22 protein-coding genes are annotated in these 22,414 nt (G+C 72.2%); 16 read left to right on the top strand and 6 right to left on the bottom strand.

Annotation, left to right across the window (positions count from 1 at the left end):
* Positions 1-30: 30 nt before the first annotated feature.
* Positions 31-654 (top strand): dienelactone hydrolase family protein, encoded by a 624-nt coding sequence (locus ABD369_RS00205; RefSeq protein WP_344634063.1) that lies wholly within the window; start codon positions 31-33, stop codon positions 652-654.
* 185 nt (positions 655-839) lie between these two features.
* Entirely contained in the window at positions 840-4,373 is a 3,534-nt protein-coding gene (gene dnaE, locus ABD369_RS00200) for a DNA polymerase III subunit alpha (RefSeq protein WP_344634062.1), read from the top strand.
* A 90-nt stretch (positions 4,374-4,463) separates the two neighbouring features.
* On the opposite strand, the gene ABD369_RS00195 is transcribed toward dnaE, so the two are convergent.
* A complete protein-coding gene (locus tag ABD369_RS00195) occupies positions 4,464-5,357 on the bottom strand; it encodes a LysR family transcriptional regulator (protein ID WP_344634061.1) in 894 nt (297 codons plus the stop codon).
* A gap of 72 nt (positions 5,358-5,429) precedes the next feature.
* On the opposite strand from ABD369_RS00195, the gene ABD369_RS00190 reads away from it, so the two are divergent.
* Positions 5,430-6,302 (top strand): dihydrodipicolinate synthase family protein, encoded by an 873-nt coding sequence (locus ABD369_RS00190; protein ID WP_344634060.1) that lies wholly within the window; start codon positions 5,430-5,432, stop codon positions 6,300-6,302.
* Positions 6,303-6,490: 188 nt separating this feature from the next.
* Positions 6,491-7,522, top strand: a complete 1,032-nt coding sequence (locus ABD369_RS00185; RefSeq protein ID WP_344634059.1) for an aspartate-semialdehyde dehydrogenase — start codon at positions 6,491-6,493, stop codon at positions 7,520-7,522.
* A gap of 58 nt (positions 7,523-7,580) precedes the next feature.
* Here the strand turns inward: ABD369_RS00185 and ABD369_RS00180 are convergent, their stop codons facing one another.
* Positions 7,581-8,357: a hypothetical protein gene (locus ABD369_RS00180; RefSeq protein ID WP_344634058.1), complete on the bottom strand. Its 777-nt coding sequence runs from the start codon at positions 8,355-8,357 to the stop codon at positions 7,581-7,583.
* A 186-nt stretch (positions 8,358-8,543) separates the two neighbouring features.
* Here ABD369_RS00180 and ABD369_RS00175 point away from each other — a divergent pair, with 186 nt between their 5' ends.
* The 4 genes from ABD369_RS00175 (at position 8,544) to ABD369_RS00160 (ending at position 12,624) form a co-directional block, all read left to right on the top strand.
* Positions 8,544-9,746, top strand: a complete 1,203-nt coding sequence (locus tag ABD369_RS00175; protein ID WP_344634057.1) for an NYN domain-containing protein — start codon at positions 8,544-8,546, stop codon at positions 9,744-9,746.
* A 215-nt stretch (positions 9,747-9,961) separates the two neighbouring features.
* Positions 9,962-10,918 (top strand): ABC transporter ATP-binding protein, encoded by a 957-nt coding sequence (locus tag ABD369_RS00170; protein WP_344634394.1) that lies wholly within the window; start codon positions 9,962-9,964, stop codon positions 10,916-10,918.
* A gap of 79 nt (positions 10,919-10,997) precedes the next feature.
* On the top strand, positions 10,998-11,798 hold the full coding sequence (locus tag ABD369_RS00165; RefSeq protein ID WP_344634056.1) for an ABC transporter permease: 801 nt from the start codon (positions 10,998-11,000) through the stop codon (positions 11,796-11,798).
* A gap of 70 nt (positions 11,799-11,868) precedes the next feature.
* Positions 11,869-12,624 (top strand): hypothetical protein, encoded by a 756-nt coding sequence (locus ABD369_RS00160; protein ID WP_344634055.1) that lies wholly within the window; start codon positions 11,869-11,871, stop codon positions 12,622-12,624.
* A gap of 12 nt (positions 12,625-12,636) precedes the next feature.
* Here ABD369_RS00160 and ybaK read toward each other — a convergent pair whose 3' ends face one another.
* From ybaK to ABD369_RS00145, 3 genes are all read right to left on the bottom strand, one after another.
* On the bottom strand, positions 12,637-13,128 hold the full coding sequence (gene ybaK, locus ABD369_RS00155; protein WP_344634054.1) for a Cys-tRNA(Pro) deacylase: 492 nt from the start codon (positions 13,126-13,128) through the stop codon (positions 12,637-12,639).
* A gap of 35 nt (positions 13,129-13,163) precedes the next feature.
* Positions 13,164-13,892 (bottom strand): LON peptidase substrate-binding domain-containing protein, encoded by a 729-nt coding sequence (locus ABD369_RS00150; protein WP_344634053.1) that lies wholly within the window; start codon positions 13,890-13,892, stop codon positions 13,164-13,166.
* A 98-nt stretch (positions 13,893-13,990) separates the two neighbouring features.
* A complete protein-coding gene (locus ABD369_RS00145; protein WP_344634052.1) occupies positions 13,991-15,640 on the bottom strand; it encodes an oxidoreductase in 1,650 nt (549 codons plus the stop codon).
* Between the two features lie 92 nt (positions 15,641-15,732).
* Between ABD369_RS00145 and hisD the strand changes: the two genes are divergently transcribed.
* From hisD to hisF, 8 genes are read left to right on the top strand one after another with little or no spacing between them, the layout of a single operon-like run.
* Positions 15,733-17,043: a histidinol dehydrogenase gene (hisD, locus tag ABD369_RS00140; protein WP_344634051.1), complete on the top strand. Its 1,311-nt coding sequence runs from the start codon at positions 15,733-15,735 to the stop codon at positions 17,041-17,043.
* Positions 17,040-18,248: a histidinol-phosphate transaminase gene (locus ABD369_RS00135; RefSeq protein WP_344634050.1), complete on the top strand. Its 1,209-nt coding sequence runs from the start codon at positions 17,040-17,042 to the stop codon at positions 18,246-18,248. The genes hisD and ABD369_RS00135 overlap by 4 nt, the downstream gene beginning before the upstream one ends.
* Positions 18,249-18,255: 7 nt before the next feature.
* A complete protein-coding gene (gene hisB / locus ABD369_RS00130) occupies positions 18,256-18,849 on the top strand; it encodes an imidazoleglycerol-phosphate dehydratase HisB (RefSeq protein ID WP_344634049.1) in 594 nt (197 codons plus the stop codon).
* Positions 18,846-18,998: a hypothetical protein gene (locus ABD369_RS00125; protein ID WP_344634048.1), complete on the top strand. Its 153-nt coding sequence runs from the start codon at positions 18,846-18,848 to the stop codon at positions 18,996-18,998. The genes hisB and ABD369_RS00125 overlap by 4 nt, the downstream gene beginning before the upstream one ends.
* A gap of 16 nt (positions 18,999-19,014) precedes the next feature.
* A complete protein-coding gene (gene hisH, locus ABD369_RS00120) occupies positions 19,015-19,650 on the top strand; it encodes an imidazole glycerol phosphate synthase subunit HisH (RefSeq protein ID WP_344634047.1) in 636 nt (211 codons plus the stop codon).
* 20 nt (positions 19,651-19,670) lie between these two features.
* The gene (gene priA, locus ABD369_RS00115; RefSeq protein WP_344634046.1) at positions 19,671-20,396 is read left to right on the top strand and encodes a bifunctional 1-(5-phosphoribosyl)-5-((5-phosphoribosylamino)methylideneamino)imidazole-4-carboxamide isomerase/phosphoribosylanthranilate isomerase PriA; all 726 of its coding nucleotides are present in this window, start codon (positions 19,671-19,673) and stop codon (positions 20,394-20,396) included.
* The gene (locus ABD369_RS00110) at positions 20,393-20,827 is read left to right on the top strand and encodes a RidA family protein (protein WP_344634045.1); all 435 of its coding nucleotides are present in this window, start codon (positions 20,393-20,395) and stop codon (positions 20,825-20,827) included. The genes priA and ABD369_RS00110 overlap by 4 nt, the downstream gene beginning before the upstream one ends.
* Positions 20,824-21,618 carry an imidazole glycerol phosphate synthase subunit HisF gene (gene hisF / locus ABD369_RS00105; RefSeq protein ID WP_344634044.1) on the top strand — a complete coding sequence of 265 codons (795 nt, stop codon included), beginning with the start codon at positions 20,824-20,826 and terminating at the stop codon, positions 21,616-21,618. Before ABD369_RS00110 ends, hisF begins: the two co-directional genes overlap by 4 nt.
* 149 nt (positions 21,619-21,767) lie before the next feature.
* On the opposite strand, the gene ABD369_RS00100 is transcribed toward hisF, so the two are convergent.
* Positions 21,768-22,409, bottom strand: coding sequence for a TIGR03085 family metal-binding protein (locus ABD369_RS00100; protein ID WP_344634043.1), 642 nt, complete (start codon positions 22,407-22,409; stop codon positions 21,768-21,770).
* Positions 22,410-22,414: the final 5 nt, after the last annotated feature.

Below are 22,414 nucleotides of genomic sequence, written 5' to 3'. Positions count from 1 at the left end.
GCGGGGTGATGGGTGATGATGGTCGGGACCATGGCGTCTGTACAGCGAAGGATCGAATCCGTGGCCCAGATCGTGCTCCTCCATTCCGCCTACGGACTGCGCCCGGCGGTGTCGGCCGCAGCCGAGCGACTGCGTGCGGCCGGGCACGCGGTGCACACGCCGGACCTGTACGAGGGGCAGGTCTTCGACGACATCGAGGCCGGGATGGCCCACCGGGACAAGGTCACCAACGACGAGCTGCTGCGGCGCGCCGTCCGGGCGGTCGCGCCGCTGCTGAGCTCGGGTGAGGGCGCCGAGCAGGGGCTGGTGTACGCCGGGTTCTCGCTCGGTGGGGCGCTGGCGCAGAACCTGGCGCTGGCGGACGAGCGGGCCCGGGGCCTGCTGCTCCTGCACGGCACCTCGGACATCCGGGAGGACACGCAGACCGGGATCCCGGTCCAGCTGCACGTCGCCGAGCCCGACCCGTTCGAGTCCGAGGACTGGCTGAACACCTGGTACCTGCTGATGTCGCGGGCCGGTGCCGACGTGGAGATCCACCGCTACCACGGCGCCGGGCACCTCTACACCGACCCCGAGCTGCCGGACTACGACGCCGAGGCCGCCGAGCGGACCTGGGCCGCCGCGCTGGACTTCCTGGCGGAACTGGACGGCTGACACCAGCGGGACCGGGGCCCGGCGGTGCGGCCGGGCCCCCTCCGGGTGATGCGTCCGGGAAGCAGGGTGAAGGACTAGACTCGGTCGCGCGGATGCGAAAGCCGTGGTCCGGGCCGTGAGGGTGGCTCGGGCCTTACGTGTTTCACCGCTCCGTGATCCAGTACCGAGACCCCGGAGGCCCCGCGTTGAGCGACCAGCCGTACGCGCATCTGCACGTCCACACCGAGTACTCGATGCTGGACGGTGCCGCGCGGCTGAAGCAGCTGTTCAAGGAGGTCGAGCGGCTCGGGCAGACCCATGTCGCGATGACCGACCACGGCAACATGTACGGCGCGGCCGAGTTCCACAAGCAGGCCAAGGCCGCCGGGATCACCCCGGTGATCGGCATCGAGGCGTACGTCGCGCCGGAGTCCCGGTCCAACACCAAGCGCATCCTGTGGGGCCAGCCGCACCAGAAGAAGGACGACGTCTCGGCGTCCGGCGCCTACACCCACAAGACCATCTGGGCCCGGAACAAGGAGGGCCTGCACAACCTCTTCAAGCTGACCTCGCGCTCCTACGCCGAGGGCTGGCTGGTGAAGTGGCCCCGGATGGACAAGGAGATCATCGCCGAGCACGCCGCCGGCCTGATGGCCACCACCGGCTGCCCCTCGGGTGAGGTGCAGACCCGGCTGAGGCTCGGCCAGTTCGACGAGGCGCTGAAGTCCGCCGCCGACTACCGGGAGATCTTCGGCAAGGAGAACTACTTCCTGGAGCTGATGGACCACGGCCTGGACATCGAGAAGCGGGTCCGCGACGGGCTGCTGGAGATCAGCAGGAAGCTGAACATCCCGCCGGTGGTCACCAACGACTCGCACTACACCACCGAGGCCGACGCGGGGGCGCACGACCTGCTGCTGTGCGTGCAGACCGGCAAGAACCTCTCCGACCCGGACCGCTTCCGGTTCGACGGCACCGGCTACTACATCAAGTCGGCCGCGGAGATGTACGCCCTGGACTCCTCGGACGCCTGGCAGGAGGGCTGCCGCAACAGTCAGCTGCTGGTCGCCCAGCGGGTCGACACCACCGGCATGTTCGAGTTCAAGAACCTCATGCCGCGCTTTCCGATCCCGGAGGGCTTCGAGTCCGAGGCGGACTTCTTCAAGTCCAAGGTCTGGGAGGGCATGGACTGGCGCTTCCCGAACGGCTACGACGAGGAGCACCGCAAGCTCGCCGAGTACGAGATGGACACCATCATCCAGATGGGGTTCCCGGCGTACTTCCTCGTGGTCGCCGACTTCATCATGTGGGCGAAGAGCCAGGGCATCGCGGTGGGGCCGGGCCGTGGTTCGGCGGCCGGTTCGCTGGTCGCGTACGCGATGGGCATCACCGACCTCGACCCGATCCCGCACGGTCTGATCTTCGAGCGGTTCCTCAACCCCGAGCGCATCTCGATGCCCGATGTCGACATCGACTTCGACGAGCGCCGGCGCGGTGACGTGATCCGCTACGTGACGGAGAAGTGGGGCTCCGACAAGGTCGCGATGATCGTCACGTACGGCACCATCAAGGCGAAGGCCGCCATCAAGGACTCCTCGCGCGTCCTCGGCTACCCGTACGCGATGGGCGACCGGATCACCAAGGCGATGCCGCCGGACGTGATGGGCAAGGGCATCCCGCTGTCCGGCATCACCGACTCCTCGCACCCCCGCTACAGCGAGGCGGGCGAGATCCGCGGCCTGTACGAGACCGATCCGGACGTCAGGAAGGTGATCGACACCGCACGCGGTATCGAGGGCCTGATCCGCCAGCCCGGTGTGCACGCGGCCGGTGTCATCATGTCCGCCGAGCCGCTGACCGACCACATCCCGGTCTGGACCCGGCACACCGACGGTGTGACCATCACGCAGTTCGACTATCCGACCTGTGAGGGCCTCGGCCTTCTCAAGATGGACTTCCTCGGCCTGCGCAACCTCACGATCATGGACGACGCCGTCAAGGCGATCGAGCGGAACAAGGGCATCAAGATCAACCTGCTTGATCTGCCCCTGGACGACAAGCCCACCTACGAACTGCTCGCCCGCGGTGACACGCTCGGCGTCTTCCAGCTCGACGGCGGGCCGATGCGCTCGCTGCTGCGGCTGATGAAGCCCGACAACTTCGAGGACATCTCCGCCGTCCTCGCGCTGTACCGCCCGGGCCCGATGGGCGTCAACTCGCACACCAACTACGCCCTGCGCAAGAACGGCCAGCAGGAGATCACCCCGATCCACCCGGAGCTGGAGAAGCCGCTGGAGGAGGTGCTCCGGCCGACCTACGGCCTGATCGTCTACCAGGAGCAGGTGCAGAAGGCCGCGCAGATCCTGGCCGGCTACTCGCTCGGCCAGGCCGACCTGCTGCGGCGGGCGATGGGCAAGAAGAAGAAGGAGATCCTGGAGGCGGAGTTCGTCCCGTTCCAGAAGGGCTGCCGCGAGCGCGGCTACTCGGACGCGGCCATCCAGGCGGTCTGGGACGTCCTGGTCCCCTTCTCCGGCTACGCGTTCAACAAAGCGCACACCGCCGGGTACGGACTGGTCTCGTACTGGACCGCGTACCTCAAGGCCAACTATCCGGCCGAGTACATGTCCGGCCTGCTCACCTCGGTCAAGGACGACAAGGACAAGTCCGCGGTCTACCTCAACGAGTGCCGCAAGATGGGCATCCAGGTGCTCCCGCCGGACGTGAACGAGTCGGACTCGGACTTCACCCCGCACGGCAGCGACACCGTCCGGTTCGGTCTCACCGCGGTGCGCAACGTCGGTGGCCCGGTGGTGGATTCGATGATCCGCACCCGGAGGGCCAAGGGGAAGTACACCTCGTTCCCGGACTTCCTGGACAAGGTCGAATCGGTGGTCTGCAACAAGCGGACGGTCGAATCCCTCATCAAGGCGGGCGCGTTCGACTCGCTCGGGCACACCCGCAAGGGCCTGACCGCCCAGTTCGAGCCGATGATCGACAACGTGGTCGGGATCAAGCGCAAGGAGGCCGAGGGGCAGTTCGACCTGTTCGGCGGGGGCGACACCAGTGACGAACCGAGCTTCGGCCTCGACGTGGTGTTCTCCGAGGAGGAGTGGGACAAGGGCTTCCTGCTCACCCAGGAACGGGAGATGCTCGGCCTCTACGTCTCCTCGCACCCGCTGCACGGCATCGAGCACGTCCTCGCCGAGAAGGCGGACTGCGCGGTCGCCGACCTCGCCGAGCGCCCCGACGGCACCATCATCACCATCGGCGGCATCATCTCGGGCCTCCAGCGGAAGATGACCAAGCAGGGCAACGCCTGGGCCATCGCCACGGTGGAGGACCTGGCCGGTTCGATCGACTGCATGTTCTTCCCGGCCAGCTACCAGCTGGTCTCCTCCCAACTGGTCGAGGACGCCGTGGTGTTCGTCCGCGGCAAGCTGGACAAGCGGGAGGACGTACCGCGGCTGATGGGCATGGAGCTGTCCGTACCGGACCTCTCCAACGCGCACGCCGAGGCGCCGATCGTCATCTCGATCCCCAGCGTGAAGATCACCCCGCCGCTGGTGGCCCGGCTCGGAGAGGTGCTCGCCCACCACAAGGGCACCACGGAGGTGCGGCTGCGGCTGGAGGGGGCCCGGCAGACCACGGTGCTCCGGTTGGACCGGCACCGGGTGAAGTCGGACCCGGCGCTGTTCGGGGACCTCAAGCAGTTGCTCGGGCCCAGCTGCCTGGCGAGCTAGCGGAGTTGTCCGCGGGGAACCGCGCGGGCCTGGCCGGGCCCGGGGCGCTCGGCCGGCCCGCGCGGTTCCCCGTCCGCCGCCGGGCACCGGTCAGCCGGCCCGGTTGCCGAGCCCGGCCGGGACGGCGGTGTGCAGGGCGGCGATGAACGCGGCCACGGCCGGGTGGGTACCGGCTCCGGCGCGGAACGCGGTACGGGTGCGCCGGTACATCGGCAGCCGGGTGAGCACCACGCCCGGATGCGCACCCGCAGTCACCCCGAGGTGCGGGACCAGCGCCACCCCCTGGCCGACCGCCACCAGGGCCAGCACCGTGGTGAAGTCGTCGATCCAGTGCCTGACCTGCGGAGTGAACCCGGCTGCCTCGCAGGCGCGTTGGGCCATGGTGTGGCAGAGCGTGCCGAGCGGGGCCATGATCCACGGCGCTTCCCGCTGCTCGGCGAGGCCGCCAGGGGAGAGCGCGGCGAGGTACATCGGCTCGGTGAACAGCGGCGCGGTCACCGCCAGCCCCGGCTCCGGCTCGACCGGGACCAGGTCGTACTCGTGGACCAGCGCCACGTCCAGCTCGCCCGCCCGCACCGCGGCGGCCACCCCGGCCGGATCCACCTCGGTCACCATCGGCACCAACCCCGGGTGGCGGCCGGCCAGTTCGGCCAGTGCGGCCGGGATGATCGCGCGGGCGGCCGACGGATACGTCCCGATCCGCAGCGGACCGGCCAACCCCTGGCGGGCGTGCGCCAGTTCCGCGCCCGCCTGCTCCAGCCGCTCCAGCACCGCCTCCGCGTGCCGGACCAGGTTCCGCCCGGCCGGAGTGAGTGCGACCCGGCGCCCGGTGCGCTCCAGCAGCGGCACCCCGGCCTCCCGCTCCAGCGCTGACAGCTGCTGGGAAACCGCGGACGGGGAGAACGAGAGCGAGTCGGCGACCGCGGCGATGGTGCCGAGATGGGCGAGTTCGCGCAGCAGGCGCAGACGACGGACATCGAGCATCAGGCCACCTTACGAGAAGCGTCGGAAACGTGAACTGGACCTGCACGGTGTCCAGGCCGCAGGCTCTGAGGCATGGAACTTCAGGGGATCTACGTACCGCTGATCACGCCGTTCGACGAGGACGGCGCCATCGCCACCGAGGCACTGGAGCGACTGGCGCACTCGGTGCTGGACCAGGGTGCCGCCGGGCTGGTCGCGCTCGGCACCACCGGCGAGCCCGCCACCCTGGACGAGGACGAGCGGCGCGCCGTCACCGAGGTCTGCGCCCGGGTCTGCCGGGAGCGCGGCGCCACGCTGATCGTCGGCGCGGGCGGCAACGACACCAGGCGCAGCGCCGAGCAGCTCGCCGCGCTGACCGGGGTGGACGCGGCGCTGGTCACCGTCCCGGCCTTCACCCGTCCGGGCGAGGCGGGAGTGCTGGCGCACTTCGAGTACCTGGCCGAGCGGAGTGCCGTACCGCTGGTCATTTACCACATCCCGTACCGCACCGGGCAGGCGCTCGGCGCCGCCACCCTGCGCAGGCTGCTGTCGCTGCCGGGGATCGCCGGGGTCAAGTACGCGGCGGGTGGGATCGACGAGAGCACCGTGGAACTGCTCGCCGGTGGCGGCGGCGGGGTGCTGGGCGGGGACGACACGGTGATCTCGCCGCTGCTCGCACTGGGCGCGTGCGGAGGCATCCTGGCCTCGGCACACCTGGCCACCGAGAGGTTCGTGGAGCTGGCGGACGCCTGGCGCAAGGGCGACGCGGTGAGGGCCAGGGAGCTGGGCGCCCGACTCGCCGCGCTCTCGGCAGCCTGCTTCGCGGAGCCCAACCCGACCGTGACCAAGGGGGTGCTGCACGCCCGAGGGGTGATTCCCACGCCGGCGGTGCGGTTGCCGCTGCTCCCGGCAGATGAGGTGTCGGTGGCGCGGGCGCTGGAGCTGCTCGCGGCGCTCGACGACTGACGGACGGTACCCGGGGCGAGGGGCGCCCCGCGCGCTCTGAGGGGTTCGCGCCCGGCCCACCGGGCGCCCCCGGCGGCCGGCGGGCGGTGACCACAGCTTGGGACGAGATCCCGGATCCGGCCGTCGACCAGGCATGATGGCCAGGTGCGGGGCCAGAACGAGCACAGCAGAACAACAGGAGGAGTCCGATGAGGATCGGCATCGTAGGAGCCACCGGCCAGGTCGGCGGCGTGATGCGCCGCGTACTGGCCGAGCGCAACTTCCCGGTGGAGCAGCTGAGGCTCTTCGCCTCGGCCCGTTCGGCCGGTCAGACCCTGGAGTGGCAGGGCAGTGCGATCACGGTCGAGGACGCCGCCACGGCCGACTACAGCGGTCTGGACATCGTGCTCTTCTCTGCCGGCGGTGCCACCTCCAAGGCGCTGGCGCCCGAGGTCGCCGCGGCCGGCGCGGTCGTGATCGACAACTCCTCGGCCTGGCGCCGCGATCCCGAGGTGCCGCTGGTGGTCGCGGAGGTCAACCCGCACGCGATCGCCGACCGCCCCAAGGGCATCATCGCCAACCCGAACTGCACCACCATGGCGGCCATGCCGGTGCTGCGTCCGCTGCACCAGGAGGCCGGCCTGGTCTCCCTGGTGGTCACCACCTACCAGGCGGTCTCCGGCAGCGGCCTGGCCGGTGTGGCCGAGCTGCAGCAGCAGGCGGGCAAGGTGGTGGACGGCGCCCAGGCACTGGTGCACGACGGGTCGGCCGTCGAGTACCCCGAGCCGCAGGTCTACAAGCGCCCGATCGCCTTCAACGTGGTGCCGCTGGCCGGCTCGATCGTGGACGACGGCTCGTTCGAGACCGACGAGGAGCAGAAGCTCCGCCACGAGAGCCGCAAGATCCTGGAGATCCCCGGGCTGAAGGTCTCCGGCACCTGCGTCCGGGTCCCGGTGTTCACCGGCCACTCGCTGCAGGTCAACGCCCGCTTCGCGGCCGGGATCACCCCGCAGCGCGCGTCCGAACTGCTGGCCGAGGCGCCCGGCGTCGAGCTGTCCGAGATCCCGACCCCGCTGCAGGCGGCCGGTCAGGACCCGACCTACGTCGGCCGGATCCGGGTGGACGAGACGGTCGAGCACGGTCTGTCGCTCTTCCTGTCCAGCGACAACCTGCGCAAGGGCGCGGCGCTCAACGCCGTCCAGGTGGCCGAGCTGGTCGCCGCCGAGCTCAAGGGCCGCTGACCGGTCCCTTTTGCCGGTGCCGGGCCTCCTGGGGAGGCCCGGCACCCCGCTCCTCAGGTCAGGGCTGCGGATGCGCCGCGACGGTGACCGTGAGCGGGGACGAGACCGCGCCGCCCGTCCACTTGTCGCCGGGGGAGTACCACTCGTACTCGCCCGAGGCCGTGGCCCTCACGTGCGCCGTGACGGTTCCGGTGGCGTCCGAGACGGCGGTGGCGACCGTGCTCCAGCGCGCGCTGCCGTGCGGGCGGAACTGGAGGTAGGCCGTCCCGCCCTCGTAGCCGTGGTACTTGTTGTCGCTCCAGAACGCCCGGTTCAGCCAGCCCTTGACCGTCAGCTCCTGCCCGGCGGTGGCGTGCGAGGGCACGTCGTAGCCGGAGATCCGGGCCGCACGCTTGAGCGAGAAGCCGCCCGCGGTCTGGCCGACGAACCGGTCGCCGTCATTGGCGTTCACCTTGAGGTCCACGAACCAGGTGCCGGCCTCGTCGTTGTAGACGTCCTTCCTGGACGGGTCCACCGTCGCCGTGCCCCGGCAGACCGAGACGGTGCGCGAGGTCGGTTCGCACGTCATCGGGCTGACCTTCAGCACGCCGTACGAGGGCCCCCAGACACCGATCGGACTCACCGAGCGGATACCGGAGTCGTCCTGCGCAGTCACCTCCACCGGGAAGGTGATCGGGTCGGTCGGGCCGACCAGGATCGTATGACCCTTGTTGACGGTGATCCCGAGCACCCGGGTGTCGCCCTGCGAGGTGTCGGTGGTGACGGTGGGCACCAGCAGTACCGCTCCTGCCGCCAGCACGCTCGCCGCGCACAGAACCGCGATTCTCTTCCGCATCAGTCCCTCAGCATTGCCAGTGGCCGGGCCCGCTCTTGCCACACATGATCCGATCGGACGGTTCACCGCCCGATCGGAGGGTAAAGAAGTGCGCAACGGTAGTGCGGTCCGGGGTCCGGCGCCCCCGCAGGGTGCACCGGCGCACCTCCGGTCACCGGTGGCCGACCCGGAGAAGAGGTGCGAATCATGGACCGCTGCGCCGTCCTCGTGGACGCCGGATACCTGTTGGGAGCAGCCGCCAGCCTACTGGCCGGAGAGCCCTCCCGTTCCCGGGTGTCGGTGGACCATACCGCTCTGATCGCCGCGCTGCGGGCCCGGGCCGAGGCCGAGACCGGGCTTCCGCTGCTGCGGATCTACTGGTTCGACGCCGCCCCGGACCGCCGTCCGCTGCCCGAACACCGCAGGCTCCGGGTGCTGCCCCGGGTCACCGTACGCCTGGGCGCGCTCACCCGCGCCGAGGGCCGCTGGGTGCAGAAGGGCGTGGACGCCGTGATGCACGCCGAACTCGCCGAACTCGCCCGCAACCGCGCCTGCGCCGATGTGGTGCTGGTCACCGGGGACGGCGACCTGCTGCCCGGCATGATGTCCGCCAAGGAGCACGGTGTGGTCGTCCACCTGTGGGCGCTGCAGGCCGCCGACGGCGACTTCAACCAGTCCGAGGACCTGGTCGGCGAGGCCGACGAGCGCCGGGTGCTGGACCGCGAGTGGATCGAGGCCTGGGTACGGCTGCGCGAGGCCGCGCCCGCCCATCCGCTCGGCGAGCCCCGCCCCGAGATCGCCCAACTGCTCGCCGCCCCGCCCGCCGCGGGCCACCCCGGGCACCCGGTTGCCCGGCCCGGCCCGGAGCAGCCGGCCGCCCTCGCCGACGAGACCCGGCAGGCCGCCGCGCTCAAGGTGGTGCCGACCCCCAGGGACCTCGCCCACCGGGCACCCGCCCCCGCCGCCGCGCCGGCCTCGATCGTGCTGCGCTGGTCCTCCGAACGCGGCTGGGTGGACCGGCCCGGAACGGAGCACCACGGCACTGGCGACAGCCTGCCGATACTCGCCCAGCTCACCACCGCCGAGCAGCGCTGGGCCGATCGCGAGGAGGACATCACCAAGATCGGCGGTGACGCCCACGAGGTCGGGCAGGTCTTCGCCCGGCGCTGGATCGACCGCCTCGGCTCGCCGTCCCGGCTCACCCCGCTGTGGGCCGACTACCCGCGCATCCCGCACCGCCTGGACGGCGAGCTGCTGCGCTACGCCGCCCGGTTCGGACTGCTCGCGCACAAGGACGACCAGATCGACGAGCACGACCGCTACGCGATCCGGGCCGGCTTCTGGAAGGAGCTCGCCGCCCGGGTGCCCGGCGGCGAGGCGCTGGGTACCGACGGTCCCGCCGACGGGTGAGCCCACCGGGCGCCGGGCCGGGACGGCGTTGGTGATTGCAGCCCCCTTGTCCTGATCTGCTCTGCGGGCGCGTAGAGTCTTCGACCGTGAGCGACACCGACCGGCCGGCCCCGCAGGCCGGGCCGCAAGGCGACCTCGGCGGTACCGGGCGATACACCGGGCAGTGCTGCACCGTACGAGACCTTGCCAAGACCTACCGCAGCCCGAGCCGGGGCCTGGGCCGAGGCCGCAGCCGTGACGCCGCCGCCGCGGGCGCCGAGCGCGGCGCCACGGGCGAGGTCCGGGCCAACGACGGCATCGACCTGGACGTCCGGTGCGGCGAGATCTTCGGACTGCTCGGCCCGAACGGCGCCGGGAAGTCCACCCTGGTCCGCCAGCTCACCGGGCTGCTGCGCCCCGACCGGGGCAGTGTGCACATCCTCGGCCACGACATCGTCCGCCATCCCGAACGGGCCGCCCGGCTGCTCGCCTACCTCGGGCAGGAGTCCACGGCGCTGGACGAGCTGACGGTGGCCCTGGCCGCCGAGACCACCGGCCGGCTGCGCGGGCTCACCCCGGCGCGGGCCCGCGGTGAGACGGCCGACGTACTGGCCGAGCTCGGCCTCGAACCGATCGCGCACCGCCCGCTCGCCAAGCTCTCCGGCGGCCAGCGCCGGCTGGCCTGCTTCGCCGCCGCCCTGGTGGGCGAGCGGCCGCTGCTCGTCCTGGACGAGCCCACCACCGGTATGGACCCGGTCGCCCGCCGTGCCGTCTGGTCGGCGGTGGACCGCCGCCGCGCCGAGCGCGGCACCACCGTGCTGCTGGTCACCCACAACGTGATCGAGGCGGAGACCGTCCTGGACCGGGTCGCCGTGGTCGACCGCGGCCGGGTGATCGCCTGTGACACGCCCGGCGGCCTGAAGGCACTGGTCGACGGTGACGTCCGGCTGGACCTGGTCTGGCGGACCGAGGCCCCGACCGACGTCCCCGCCGTCGCCCGGATCGCCGAGCAGGCCGAGCGCTCTGGCCGCCGCTGGACCGTCCGAACCAGCCCCGAGCAGGCCCGGGAGCTGGTCACCGCGGTGACCACCGGCCCCGCCTTCGCGGCCCTGGACGACTTCACCCTGGCCACCCCAAGCCTGGAGGACGCCTACCTCAAGCTGGGCGGCCGAGGCGGAGGGCTGGCGAAGTGAGGCCGGGGCATCCGCACGGGGGCGAGGGGGCGGCTATCGGTGACGGAAGAGTGATGATCGTTTCTTTCGAGGTGGACCGGTGACCCTGCTCGACCGTCCGGCGGCGGTGACCGAGACCGCCGCTCCGCTCGCGCCCGCCGCGCGGCTGCTGCCCGCGCTGGCCGCCGTCTACCGGGCCCAGCTGGCCCGGGCCAGGGTGGCCCGGATCCCGCTGCTCTTCGTGGCGACCTTCCAGTCGCTCGGCATCCTGGTCATGATGCGCGGGGTGGTGGACGCCGGGGAGAACTCCGCCGCGCGCGCCGTGGTCGCGGGCTCCAGCGTGCTCGTGGTCGCCTTCGTGGCGCTCAACCTGCTCGCCCAGTACTTCGGCAAGCTCCGGGCCACCGGCGGACTGGACCACTACGCGACGCTGCCCGTCCCGCCCGCCGCCGTGGTGCTCGGCGCGGCCGGCGCGTACGCCTCGTTCACCGTGCCCGGTGCGCTGGTGACGGCCGCGGTGGGCGCGGTGATGTTCTCGCTGCCGCTGGCCAATCTGTGGGTGCTGCTGGCGGTCGTCCCGCTCGCCGGCGCCGCGCTGTCCGGTCTCGGCGCGGCCTGCGGGCTGCTCGCACCACGCCAGGAGATCGCCACCCTGCTGGGCCAGCTCGGGATGTCCGCCGCCCTGCTGCTGGGCGTCCTGCCGGTGGACCACCTGCCGCAGGCAGTGCGCTGGCTGCGCGACCTGCTGCCCTCGACGTACGGAGTCGAGGCGTTCGCCCGCACCTTCGGCCCCGGGCCCGACTGGGCGGCCGTGGCCGGCGACCTGGCGGTCTGTGCGGCGGTCGGCCTTGCCTCGTTGACCCTGGCGACCTGGGCGTACCGCCGGGCGACCACCCGCTGAGCCGGGCGGAGCGGGGCCTGCGACGAGGGCGGACCCGTCCGGATCCGGCGAGTCGTGAAACGATGGCCCCGTGACCGTACCGAACACACCTGCGGAGCCGGGCGCCGAGCAGGTGCCCGACGCCGACCCGTACGCAGCCGATCTGGACCTCCGCGAGCCGCCGCGGGAACGGCGGCCGCTGCTGCCGGAGGTGAAGATCGCCGCGGTGCTGACGGTGGCCGGGGTGCTGCTGGGCGTCGTCGTCGGTCTGCTCTGGCTATGGCTGGCACCCCGGGTGATGCTCGTAGCGGCCAGCGACGCCATCCGGTACGTCGATCCCGAAGGGGAGCAGCGGGCCGGCGCGGACAGCCTCTTCGCGCTGCTCGGGCTGGCCGCCGGGGCGGTCAGTGCGCTGGCCGCCTTCCTGCTCACCCGGGCGCGGGGCGGCGGCGTCGCCGTCGCGGCCGGCCTGACCGCGGGCGGTGTGCTCGGGTCGCTGCTCGCCTGGCAGCTCGGGGTCCGGCTCGGGCCGAGTACGGACGTGGTCGCGAACGCCAAGGCGGCCGGGATGGGCGTGCAGTTCAGCGCCGCGCTCCAGCTCGGCGCGAAGGGCGCGCTGATGGTGTGGCCGATGACCGCGCTGGTGGTGCTGCTGATCCTGTCGGCCGCCTTCGGCAAGCGGGAGGAGGACCCGCCGCCGTACTGGGCGGGCCCGGAGTGGACCGGCCCCGGTGAGCCGGCCGTCCACCCCGAGGACGGGAACGCTCCCGCGCCCGCGGAGAGCGCGGAGCAGCCCGAGGAGAACCCGAAGCCCCCGACCGGACAGGGGCCCACGCCGCCCGCGTAGGCCAGGCAGGCCCTAGCGGCTGATGGGGGCCGTACGGGCGCCGGTGAGGGCGGCGAGGTCGGCGGGGGAGAGCTCGACCTCGAGGCCGCGGCGGCCGGCCGACACGTAGACGGTCGGGTGGTCGAGGGCGCCGGCGTCCAGGACGGTGCGCAGTGGACGGCGCTGGCCGAGCGGGGAGATGCCGCCCCGGACGTAGCCGCTGCTGCGCTCGGCGGCCGCCGGGTCGGCCATCGCCGCCCGCTTCCCGCCGACGGCGGCGGCCAGCGCCTTGAGGTCAAGCTGCTTGGACACCGGGACGATGCCGACCGTCAGGGTGCCGTCCACGTCGGCGACCAGGGTCTTGAAGACCCGGCCGCCGTCCACGCCCAGGGCCTCGGCGGCCTCGCCGCCGTAGGAGGCGGCCGCCGGATCGTGCTCGTAGGCGTGCACGGTGAAGGCGACCCCGGCCGCCTCCAGCGTCACCGTCGCGGGCGTGCCCTGCCCGCCCTTCGTCCTCTTCGCCACAGTCGACCCCTCGGCCCTCGGCTCTGTCGGTTCGGTCAGTTCGGGCTGAACGCCTGGCGGGTCAGGTCCGCCGCGGGCAGCGACGGCAGCCGGGCGATCAGTGCGGTCTCCCGGCGCAGCAGTTCCAGCTCGATGGTGAGCCGCTGCGCGGTGTCGGTGCAGGCGAGCAGTTGCTGCTTGACGGGAGTGGGCAGCACGGAGGCCGCCGCGACCAGGTACGAGAGCACCTGCGGGTCGGTCGGCAGCTCCTGCTCCCCGGCCAGGCTGGCCTCCCGTGCGCCCGCCAGCCGCTTGCGGTAGGCGAAGAAGGCCCGCTCCACGCCGGCCGCGAGGGCGCCGGCCCCGTCGCCCGGCTGCTCCTCGATCGGTTCGGTCTCGCCGACCAGGTAGGGGCCGCTCGGGTCCACGTCGTGCAGCCGGAACCGGGTGGTGCCGGTGACCAGCAGTTCGTACTGGCCGCCGGGGAGCTCCTTCGCGGAGGCGATCGAGGCCACGCAGCCGACCCGGTGCAGGGCCTCCAGCGGCTCGCCGGTCACGGTGCCCAGGCCGTCCAGCGGACCGGCCGGGCCGTCCGGCTCGCGGACCGGTGCGACCTCCCGGCCGTCCCGGATCGCCACCACCCCGAACCGGCGCGGCGGGTCCTCCGGCTGGGCCATCAGGTCGGCGACCAGCCGCCGGTAGCGCTCCTCGAAGACGCGCAGGGGCAGGACGAGCCCCGGGTACAGGACCGTGTTGAGCGGGAAGATCGGGAGCCGTTCAGTCACGGCGGACAGACTAGACGGCCGACGGCCCGCCGTGCGCAGGGCTTTCACCCCCGGGGGCGGAACGGGGCCCGGCACCTGGCCAGGCTCCGCCCGGGAGCTCAGCCGCGCTGGAGCATCCGGGTGGCGCTGGTGACCACGGTGGTGGCCAGCAGCCAGCCGGAAATCACCAGGCCGGCCACCACCCACTGGCCGGCCAGGTCCGGGTTCCAGCCGTCCTGGCTGAGGTCGACCACCGGGAGCACCTTGCTGAGCGCGAACAGGGCGGGGTTCCAGGTCGGCCGCTCGTCGGCCTTCAGCGGGGCCGGGTGGTGGCCGAGGAAGTACAGGGTGCCGAGCGCCCAGGTGACGAGCAGCCAGAGCGCGGCCCGGCCGGGACGGTAGCCGTAGCCGACGGTGGCGTCCTGGAGCAGGCCCCAGAGGCGTCCCGGCAGCGGCAGGGTGGCGCGGCGCCGGCGCTGCTTGGCGTACTGGACCTCGCGGGCGTCCTCGTCCCGGCCGTCCCGGCGCAGGGCGGCGGCCAGCTGCTCGTACGGTTCGGGCTGGAACTCGCCGAGGGAGTTCTCCAGCCAGGTGATCCGCTGCTGGACGGTGAAGGTCCCGGCGGGGCGCAGGGACTCGTAGGTGAAGCCGGTGAGGCCGACTCCGGCGGCCGCGGGCCAGGCGCCGGGGGCGTCGACCAGGTTGCCGACCCGGGCGCGGGTCAGGGTGACCCGGCCGGTGGGCGGGGTGCGGCAGGTGAAGCGCAGCTCGGGGGTCTGGATCCGGTTGAGCGAGAGGTCCTGGTCGGGGCCGAGGTGGAACTCGGCGTCGGAGATCAGGCAGGCGCTGTCGAAGCGGCCGTCGGAGATCCGCACCCGTCCGTGGGAGCGGAACGGGGTGGTCGAGGTGCTGACGACGGCGGCGTCGCCGTACCCGGAGCCGTAGACGGCGGAGGAGTTCACCCAGCCGCTGTCGTTCGAACCGCTCAGGTAGAGCGTGTGGCCGACGGTGATGCGCGGGGCGTTGAGCGAGTAGCCGTCGGCGGTGCCGCGCAGCCGGGCGCCGCGCAGCGAGAGCCGGCCGCCGACCCGGGCGGAGCGCAGGCTGAGCTCGCCGTGGGCCTCCAGCCGGTCGGCCTCCAGGTCGTGGCTGACCGAGAGCCCGTCGGCGGCCATGGCGCGGCCGTAGCCGTCGTGGCCGAGCCGGGTCTGGTTGAGCAGCAGGTCGGTGCCTATCCGCGCGTCGGTGAGCCGGATGCCGCGGTCGATCCGGCAGCGGGCGAGGTGCAGGTCGCCGGTGGTGGTCAGCCGGGAGGCTTCGAGACGGCCCAGCCGGCAGCCGACCAAGCGGACGGTGCCCGCGGTGGCCTCGGAGATCAGGACCTTCCCGGTGAAGCGGCACCAGCGCAGTTCGAGGTAGTGCGTGACGTCGGCACCGGCCAGGGTGAGCCGGCCGCTGATCAGCGCGCCGACGAGTTTGAGGGACGCGACACGCCCGGGCTGTGCGGAAGGACCGGCGAGCAGCAAACGGGCGATCACCTCGGCCCTGATGGTCCGCTCGGGCCCCCAGGAATGCTCCGAAAAGGGGTCGTCCACCTCGGTGTCTTCCGAGTCCGGTCCACCACTGCGTCCATCCTGCTCGGCGGTGGGTAGGAAGGCGCCGTCACCCCGGTCGGGAAAGGCCCGGAGGTCATACGTCTCCCCGTTGCGGAAGGCTTCCCACAGGCCCGCTTCGGCCGCAGTCCAGTCGCTCGGTGGCTGTTCCGTCATGGTTTCCCCCGTGATCTTCGTTTGTCTCGGCTTTCGTATCACGGACTGAACTGCGCGGCCGCCGCTTCTGGCCACTCCTTACACTTGCTTCTGTGATCTCCCGAATTGACCTGCGCGGCTCCGACCTCATGGACCTGCGCGACGTGCTGCCCCGTGCCGAGTTCGACGTGGAAGCCGCCCTGGAGAAGGTGCGGCCGATCTGCGAGGACGTACGCCATCGCGGTGTCGCGGCACTGATCGAGATCACCGAGCGCTTCGACGGCGTCCGGCTGGAGACCACCCGGGTCCCGCAGGAGCGGATCGACGCGGCGCTGGTCGGCCTGGACCCGAAGGTGCGGGCCGCGCTGGAGGAGTCGATCCGCCGCGCCCGGCTGGTCCACCGCGAGCAGCGCCGCACCGACCACACCACCCAGGTGGTGCCCGGCGGCACGGTGTCCGAGCGCTGGGTGCCGGTCGACCGGGTCGGCCTGTACGTGCCGGGCGGCCTGGCCGTCTACCCGTCCTCCGTGGTGATGAACGTCGTCCCGGCGCAGGAGGCCGGGGTCGAGGGCATCGCGGTCACCTCGCCGCCGCAGAAGGCCTTCGGCGGCTCGGTGCACCCGACGATCCTGGCGGCCTGCGCGCTGCTCGGCGTCACCGAGGTGTACGCGGCCGGCGGCGCCCAGGCGATCGCGATGTTCGCGTACGGCACCGAGGAGTGCCGCCCGGTCAACCTGGTGACCGGCCCCGGCAACATCTACGTGGCCGCCGCCAAGCGCCTGCTCAAGGGCCGGATCGGCATCGACGCCGAGGCGGGCCCGACCGAGATCGCGGTCCTGGCCGACGACAGCGCCTCGGCGCGCGAGGTGGCCGCCGACCTGATCAGCCAGGCCGAGCACGACCCGATGGCCGCCTCGGTGCTGGTCACCGACTCGGTCGCGCTGGCCGAGGCGGTGGAGCTGGAACTCAAGGAGCAGGTCGCCCGGACCAAGCACCGCGAGCGGGTCACCACCGCGCTGGGCGGCAAGCAGTCCGGCATCGTGCTGGTGGACGACGTCGAGCAGGGCCTCGCGGTGGTCAACGCCTACGCCGCCGAGCACCTGGAGATCCAGACCCGGGACGCCCGCGCGGTCGCCGCCCGGGTGCGCAACGCGGGCGCGATCTTCATCGGCCCGTTCGCGCCGGTCTCGCTCGGCGACTACGCGGCCGGCTCCAACCACGTGCTGCCGACCGGCGGCTGCGCCTGCCACTCCTCCGGTCTGTCGGTGCAGTCCTTCCTGCGCGGCATCCACGTCGTGGACTACTCGCGCGAGGCGCTGGCCGGCGTCGCCGCGCACGTGGTCAACCTGGCCGACGCCGAGGACCTGCCGGGGCACGGCGACGCGATCTTGGCCCGCTTCGACTGGACGGTACCGGGACAGTGAAGATCGACGACCTCCCCATCCGTGACGAGCTGCGCGGCCAGTCCCCGTACGGCGCACCGCAGCTGGACGTGCCCGTCCAGCTGAACACCAACGAGAACCCGTACCCGCTGCCCGAGCCGCTGGTCGCCCGGATCGCCGAGCGGGTCGCCGAGGCCGCCCGCCACCTCAACCGCTACCCCGACCGGGATGCCGTCGAGCTGCGCGAGGCGCTGGCCGCGTACCTGACCAGGACCACCGGCTTCCGGCGCGGCCGCGAGCAGGTCTGGGCCGCCAACGGCTCCAACGAGATCCTCCAGCAGCTGCTGCAGACCTTCGGCGGCCCCGGCCGCACCGCGCTCGGCTTCGAGCCCTCGTACTCGATGCACGCACTCATCTCCCGTGGCACCGGCACCGGTTGGATCTCCGGCCCGCGCAACGACGACTTCACCATCGACCTGGCGGCAGCCAGGGCGGCGATCGCCGAGCACCGCCCCAACGTGGTGTTCATCTGCTCGCCGAACAACCCGACCGGCACCGCGGTCGCCGCCGACACCGTGCTCGCCCTGTACGAGGCGGCGCAGGCCGCCCGGCCCAGCCTGGTGGTCGTCGACGAGGCGTACGTCGAGTTCTCGCACCGGCCCTCGCTGCTGTCGCTGCTGGAGGGCCGCCCCAACCTGGTGGTCAGCCGCACCATGTCCAAGGCCTTCGGCGCCGCCGGGCTGCGCCTGGGCTACCTGGCCGCCGACGCCGCCGTGGTGGACGCGGTGCAGCTGGTCCGGCTGCCGTACCACCTGTCGGCCGTCACCCAGGCCACCGCGCTGGCCTGCCTGGAGTACACCGACACCCTGCTCGGTTACGTCCAGCAGCTGAAGGGCGAGCGGGACCGGGTGGTGGACTCGCTGCGCGAGCTCGGGCTCGAAGTCACCGACTCCGACGCCAACTTCATCCAGTTCGGCCGCTTCACCGACACCCGTGCGGTCTGGCAGGCGATTCTCGACCGGGGCGTCCTGGTCCGCGACAACGGTGTGCCCGGATGGCTGCGCGTCACCGCCGGCACCCCCGCCGAGAACGACGCCTTCCTGGACGCCGTCCGGCTGGTCCTCCCGCCCTCCTCGCCCGCCATCGGGCGGGGGCACCCCCAGCCGAAGGCTGGGGGTGCGGGGCCCGAACCCACCCCCACCCTTGCCGGAGCGCGCCCCGCGCGCGCGGCCAGTCAGGAGCTGTAGCAACCTCATGTCCCGTATCGGACGCGTCGAACGCACCACCAAGGAGACCTCGGTCCTGGTCGAGATCGACCTCGACGGCACCGGAAGGACCGACATCTCCACGGGCGTCGGGTTCTACGACCACATGCTCGACCAGCTGGGCCGGCACGGTCTGTTCGACCTGACCGTCAAGACCGACGGCGACCTGCACATCGACACCCACCACACCATCGAGGACACCGCCCTCGCCCTGGGTGCCGCATTCCGGCAGGCGCTCGGCGACAAGGTCGGCATCTACCGCTTCGGCAACTGCACCGTGCCGCTGGACGAGTCGCTCGCCCAGGTGACCGTGGACCTCTCGGGCCGCCCCTACCTGGTGCACACCGAGCCCGAGGGCATCGCGCCGATGATCGGCAGCTACGACACCACGATGACCCGGCACATACTCGAGTCGTTCGTCGCCCAGGCACAGATCGCGCTGCACGTCCACGTCCCGTACGGGCGCAACGCGCACCACATCGTGGAGTGCCAGTTCAAGGCCCTGGCGCGGGCGCTGCGGTACGCCAGTGAACGTGACCCGCGCGCGGCGGGCATCCTCCCCTCGACGAAGGGCGCGCTGTGAGCAAGTCCGCCACGCTGCTGATCATCGCCGGGCTGTTCCTGTCCGGCGGCGTGTACTCGTTCTGGAAGCAGAAGCAGTCCAAGAGCGTGATCGCGGTGCTCGCGATCGGTGCGGCGCTGTGCCTCGCCTCCGGCATCATGCGCCTCTAGAGACCGGAAGACTGACATGTCCAAGAATGTTGTGGTGCTGGACTACGGCTCCGGTAACCTCCGCTCCGCCCAGCGCGCCCTCGAGCGCACCGGCGCGCACGTCACCGTCACCTCGGACTTCCAGCAGGCGATGGACGCGGACGGCCTGCTGGTCCCCGGCGTCGGCGCCTTCGAGGCGTGCATGCGCGGGCTGAAGGCGGTGCGCGGCGAGCAGATCATCGGCCGCCGGCTGTCCGGCGGCCGCCCGGTGCTCGGAATCTGCGTCGGAATGCAGATCCTGTTCGAGCGCGGCGTCGAGCACGGCGTGGAGACGGCCGGCTGCGACGAGTGGCCCGGCACCGTCGAGCCGCTGGACGCGCCGATCGTCCCGCACATGGGCTGGAACACCGTCCAGGCCCCCGAGGGCAGCCGCCTGTTCGCCGGCCTCGACCCGGACACCCGGTTCTACTTCGTGCACTCCTACGGCGTGCGCCGCTGGGAGCTGGAGACCCACAGCCAGCGGATCAACGCCCCGATGGTCACCTGGGCCACGCACGGACAGCCGTTCGTCGCCGCCGTGGAGAACGGCCCGCTCTGGGCCACCCAGTTCCACCCCGAGAAGTCCGGTGACGCCGGCGCCGCCCTGCTGACCAACTGGGTCAACACCCTCTGAAGCCTGGAAAGTTGCTTACGATGTCCCGCTTGGAACTCCTTCCCGCCGTCGACGTCCGCGACGGTCAGGCCGTCCGGCTGGTCAAGGGCGCCTCCGGTACCGAGACCTCCTTCGGCGAGCCGCTCGCCGCCGCCCTCGCCTGGCAGAACGCCGGCGCCGAGTGGCTGCACCTGGTCGACCTGGACGCCGCCTTCGGCACCGGCAGCAACCGTGAGCTGCTGCGCGAGGTCACCGGCGCCCTCGACATCAAGGTCGAGCTCTCCGGCGGCATCCGCGACGACGAGTCGCTGGCCGCCGCCCTGGCCACCGGCTGCACCCGGGTCAACCTCGGCACCGCCGCCCTGGAGAGCCCCGAGTGGGTCGCCAAGGTCATCGCCGAGCACGGCGACAAGATCGCGGTCGGCCTGGACGTGGTCGGCACCACCCTGCGCGGCCGCGGCTGGACCCGCGACGGCGGCAACCTGTACGAGGTGCTGGCCCGCCTCGACTCCGAGGGCTGCGCCCGCTACGTGGTCACCGACGTCAACCGCGACGGCACCCTGACCGGCCCCAACCTGGAGCTGCTGCGGAACGTCTGCGCCGCCACCGACAAGCCGGTGGTCGCCAGCGGCGGGGTCTCCTCGCTGGACGACCTGCGCGCCATCGCCGGTCTGGTCCCCGAAGGTGTCGAGGGCGCGATTGTGGGCAAGGCCCTCTACGAGCAGAAGTTCACTCTCGAAGAGGCGCTGGAGGCTGTGTCCCGATGACCGAAATCCCGGCCACGCAAAGCTCGTTGAGAATCTCCGGCGCTTCTCCCTGGGAGGAGGAGTTCGGCTACTCGCGTGCCGTGCGGGCCGGGGACTTCGTTCTGGTGGCCGGCAGCACCGCCTACGACAACGGGGTCGTCCAGAGTGAGGGCGACCCCTACCAGCAGACCCTCGCCGCTTTCGGTGTGGCACTCAAAGCCCTGGCCCGGTACGGCCTCGACGCGGCGGACGTGGTCCGCACCCGGATGTACATCACCCACGTCCGGGACTCCGAAGAGGTCGGCCGGGCACACAAGAAGCTCTTCGACGCGATCCGCCCGGTGGCGAGCATGGTCGTGGTGGAGGGCCTGATCGACTCCCGGATGATGGTCGAGGTCGAAGTCGACGCCTACCGTCCCGGGCTCGCAACCTCCCTGGAAGGCAAGCAGTGACCCTCGCAGTACGTGTCATCCCCTGTCTTGACGTCGACGCCGGACGAGTGGTCAAGGGAGTCAACTTCCAGAACCTGCGCGACGCGGGCGACCCGGTGGAGATGGCCAAGCTCTACGACGCCGAGGGCGCCGACGAGCTGACCTTCCTCGACATCACTGCCTCCTCCGGCGACCGGGAGACCACCTACGACGTGGTCCGCCGCACCGCCGAGCAGGTCTTCATCCCGCTCACCGTGGGCGGCGGCATCCGCACCGTGGAGGACGTCGACCGGCTGCTGCGGGCCGGCGCCGACAAGGTCGGCGTCAACACGGCGGCGATCGCCCGTCCGGAGCTGATCCGGGAGATCGCCCAGCGGTTCGGCCGGCAGGTGCTGGTGCTGTCGGTCGACGCCCGCCGCTGCCCGGAGGGGACGGAGACCGCCTCTGCCCGCGGTGGAGCCGCCAACTGTCGCTTCGAGGTCACCACGCACGGGGGGCGCCGCGGCACCGGGCTGGATGCGGTCGAGTGGGCGGTCCGGGCGGCCGAGCTGGGAGCGGGGGAGATCCTGCTCAACTCGATGGACGCCGACGGGACGAAGGACGGCTACGACCTGGAGATGATCCGGGCCGTCCGCAAGGCGGTCTCCATCCCGGTGATCGCCTCCGGCGGGGCGGGGAAGCTCGCCGACTTCGCCCCCGCGGTGGAGGCGGGCGCCGACGCGGTGCTGGCCGCCAGCGTGTTCCACTTCGGCGACCTGCGGATCGGCGAGGTCAAGAACGCCCTGCGGGAGGCCGGACACCCGGTGCGGTAGTGCGGGGCGCACCCGGTGGGCACTGAATGCGAACACGGGGCGCGGGGCGGCAGTTCAGCGCCCCGCACCCCGTGACGGTGCGAGCCCGGGTCCGTACGGGACCACCGCGCGGCCCCCGAGGGGTTACCGCGGAGAGGCTTCCGGGAGGGTCAGTCCCGCGGCAACGGGAGCACGGCACCCAAGGCCTCGACCGCCTGGGCCGGGCCCTCGACCTGGAGGGTGGTCCGGGCACCGCGGCCGAACGTGAAGAGGGTCAACTCGGCCGGGGAGCCGGTGAGTTCGACCTGGTCGGTGCCGCGGGGGCCGAACTCGAGGCTGCCCGTGCCCGGCCAGCGCAGCGACAGCCGTACCGGGGTCTTGCGGCCGGCCTCCAGCCGGGTGAGCATCGGCAGGCGCCGCCACAGGGCCTGGGCCAACTCGGTTGAGACCTCCTGCGGTTCCCACTCGACCGCGCGCCGGACGTCCTCGGCGTGCACGAAGTACTCGACCGTGTTGGCGGCCTCGTCCACCCCGGGCAGCGCGAACGGCGACAACCGCGGCGGCCCTGAACGGAACAGCTGCACCAGCTCCTCGTACGGCCGCTCCGCGTAGCCAGCCTGCACCCGTGCCGTCCAGCCGGCCAGCGCCTGCACCCGGATTCCGGGCGCCGCGTCCGCCCGGCGCTCCCGCAGGACCAGGTGAGCGGCCAGATCGCGGGTGGTCCACCCCTCGCACAGCGTAGGGGCATCGGGGCCGGCCGCTGTCAGCAGCTCGGCAAGCCGCTGGCGCTCCGTACGTGCAGAGTTCGACATGCGCC

Origin of the sequence: Kitasatospora cystarginea, from assembly GCF_039533515.1 — a bacterium.
In the GTDB taxonomy this organism is placed as follows: domain Bacteria; phylum Actinomycetota; class Actinomycetes; order Streptomycetales; family Streptomycetaceae; genus Kitasatospora; species Kitasatospora cystarginea.
This window is presented reverse-complemented; position numbering and strand designations above follow the sequence as displayed.

Bases quoted from the DNA above. Each gene is read 5' to 3' on its own strand.
- ABD369_RS00205 (WP_344634063.1), top strand. From the start codon at position 31: ATGGCGTCTGTACAGCGAAGGATCGAATCCGTGGCCCAGATCGTGCTC.
- ABD369_RS00195 (WP_344634061.1), bottom strand. From the start codon at position 5,357: ATGCTCGATGTCCGTCGTCTGCGCCTGCTGCGCGAACTCGCCCATCTC.
- ABD369_RS00190 (WP_344634060.1), top strand. From the start codon at position 5,430: ATGGAACTTCAGGGGATCTACGTACCGCTGATCACGCCGTTCGACGAG.
- ABD369_RS00185 (WP_344634059.1), top strand. From the start codon at position 6,491: ATGAGGATCGGCATCGTAGGAGCCACCGGCCAGGTCGGCGGCGTGATG.
- ABD369_RS00180 (WP_344634058.1), bottom strand. From the start codon at position 8,357: ATGCGGAAGAGAATCGCGGTTCTGTGCGCGGCGAGCGTGCTGGCGGCA.
- ABD369_RS00175 (WP_344634057.1), top strand. From the start codon at position 8,544: ATGGACCGCTGCGCCGTCCTCGTGGACGCCGGATACCTGTTGGGAGCA.
- ABD369_RS00145 (WP_344634052.1), bottom strand. From the start codon at position 15,640: ATGACGGAACAGCCACCGAGCGACTGGACTGCGGCCGAAGCGGGCCTG.
- hisB (WP_344634049.1), top strand. From the start codon at position 18,256: ATGTCCCGTATCGGACGCGTCGAACGCACCACCAAGGAGACCTCGGTC.
- hisH (WP_344634047.1), top strand. From the start codon at position 19,015: ATGTCCAAGAATGTTGTGGTGCTGGACTACGGCTCCGGTAACCTCCGC.
- priA (WP_344634046.1), top strand. From the start codon at position 19,671: ATGTCCCGCTTGGAACTCCTTCCCGCCGTCGACGTCCGCGACGGTCAG.
- ABD369_RS00110 (WP_344634045.1), top strand. From the start codon at position 20,393: ATGACCGAAATCCCGGCCACGCAAAGCTCGTTGAGAATCTCCGGCGCT.
- ABD369_RS00100 (WP_344634043.1), bottom strand. From the start codon at position 22,409: ATGTCGAACTCTGCACGTACGGAGCGCCAGCGGCTTGCCGAGCTGCTG.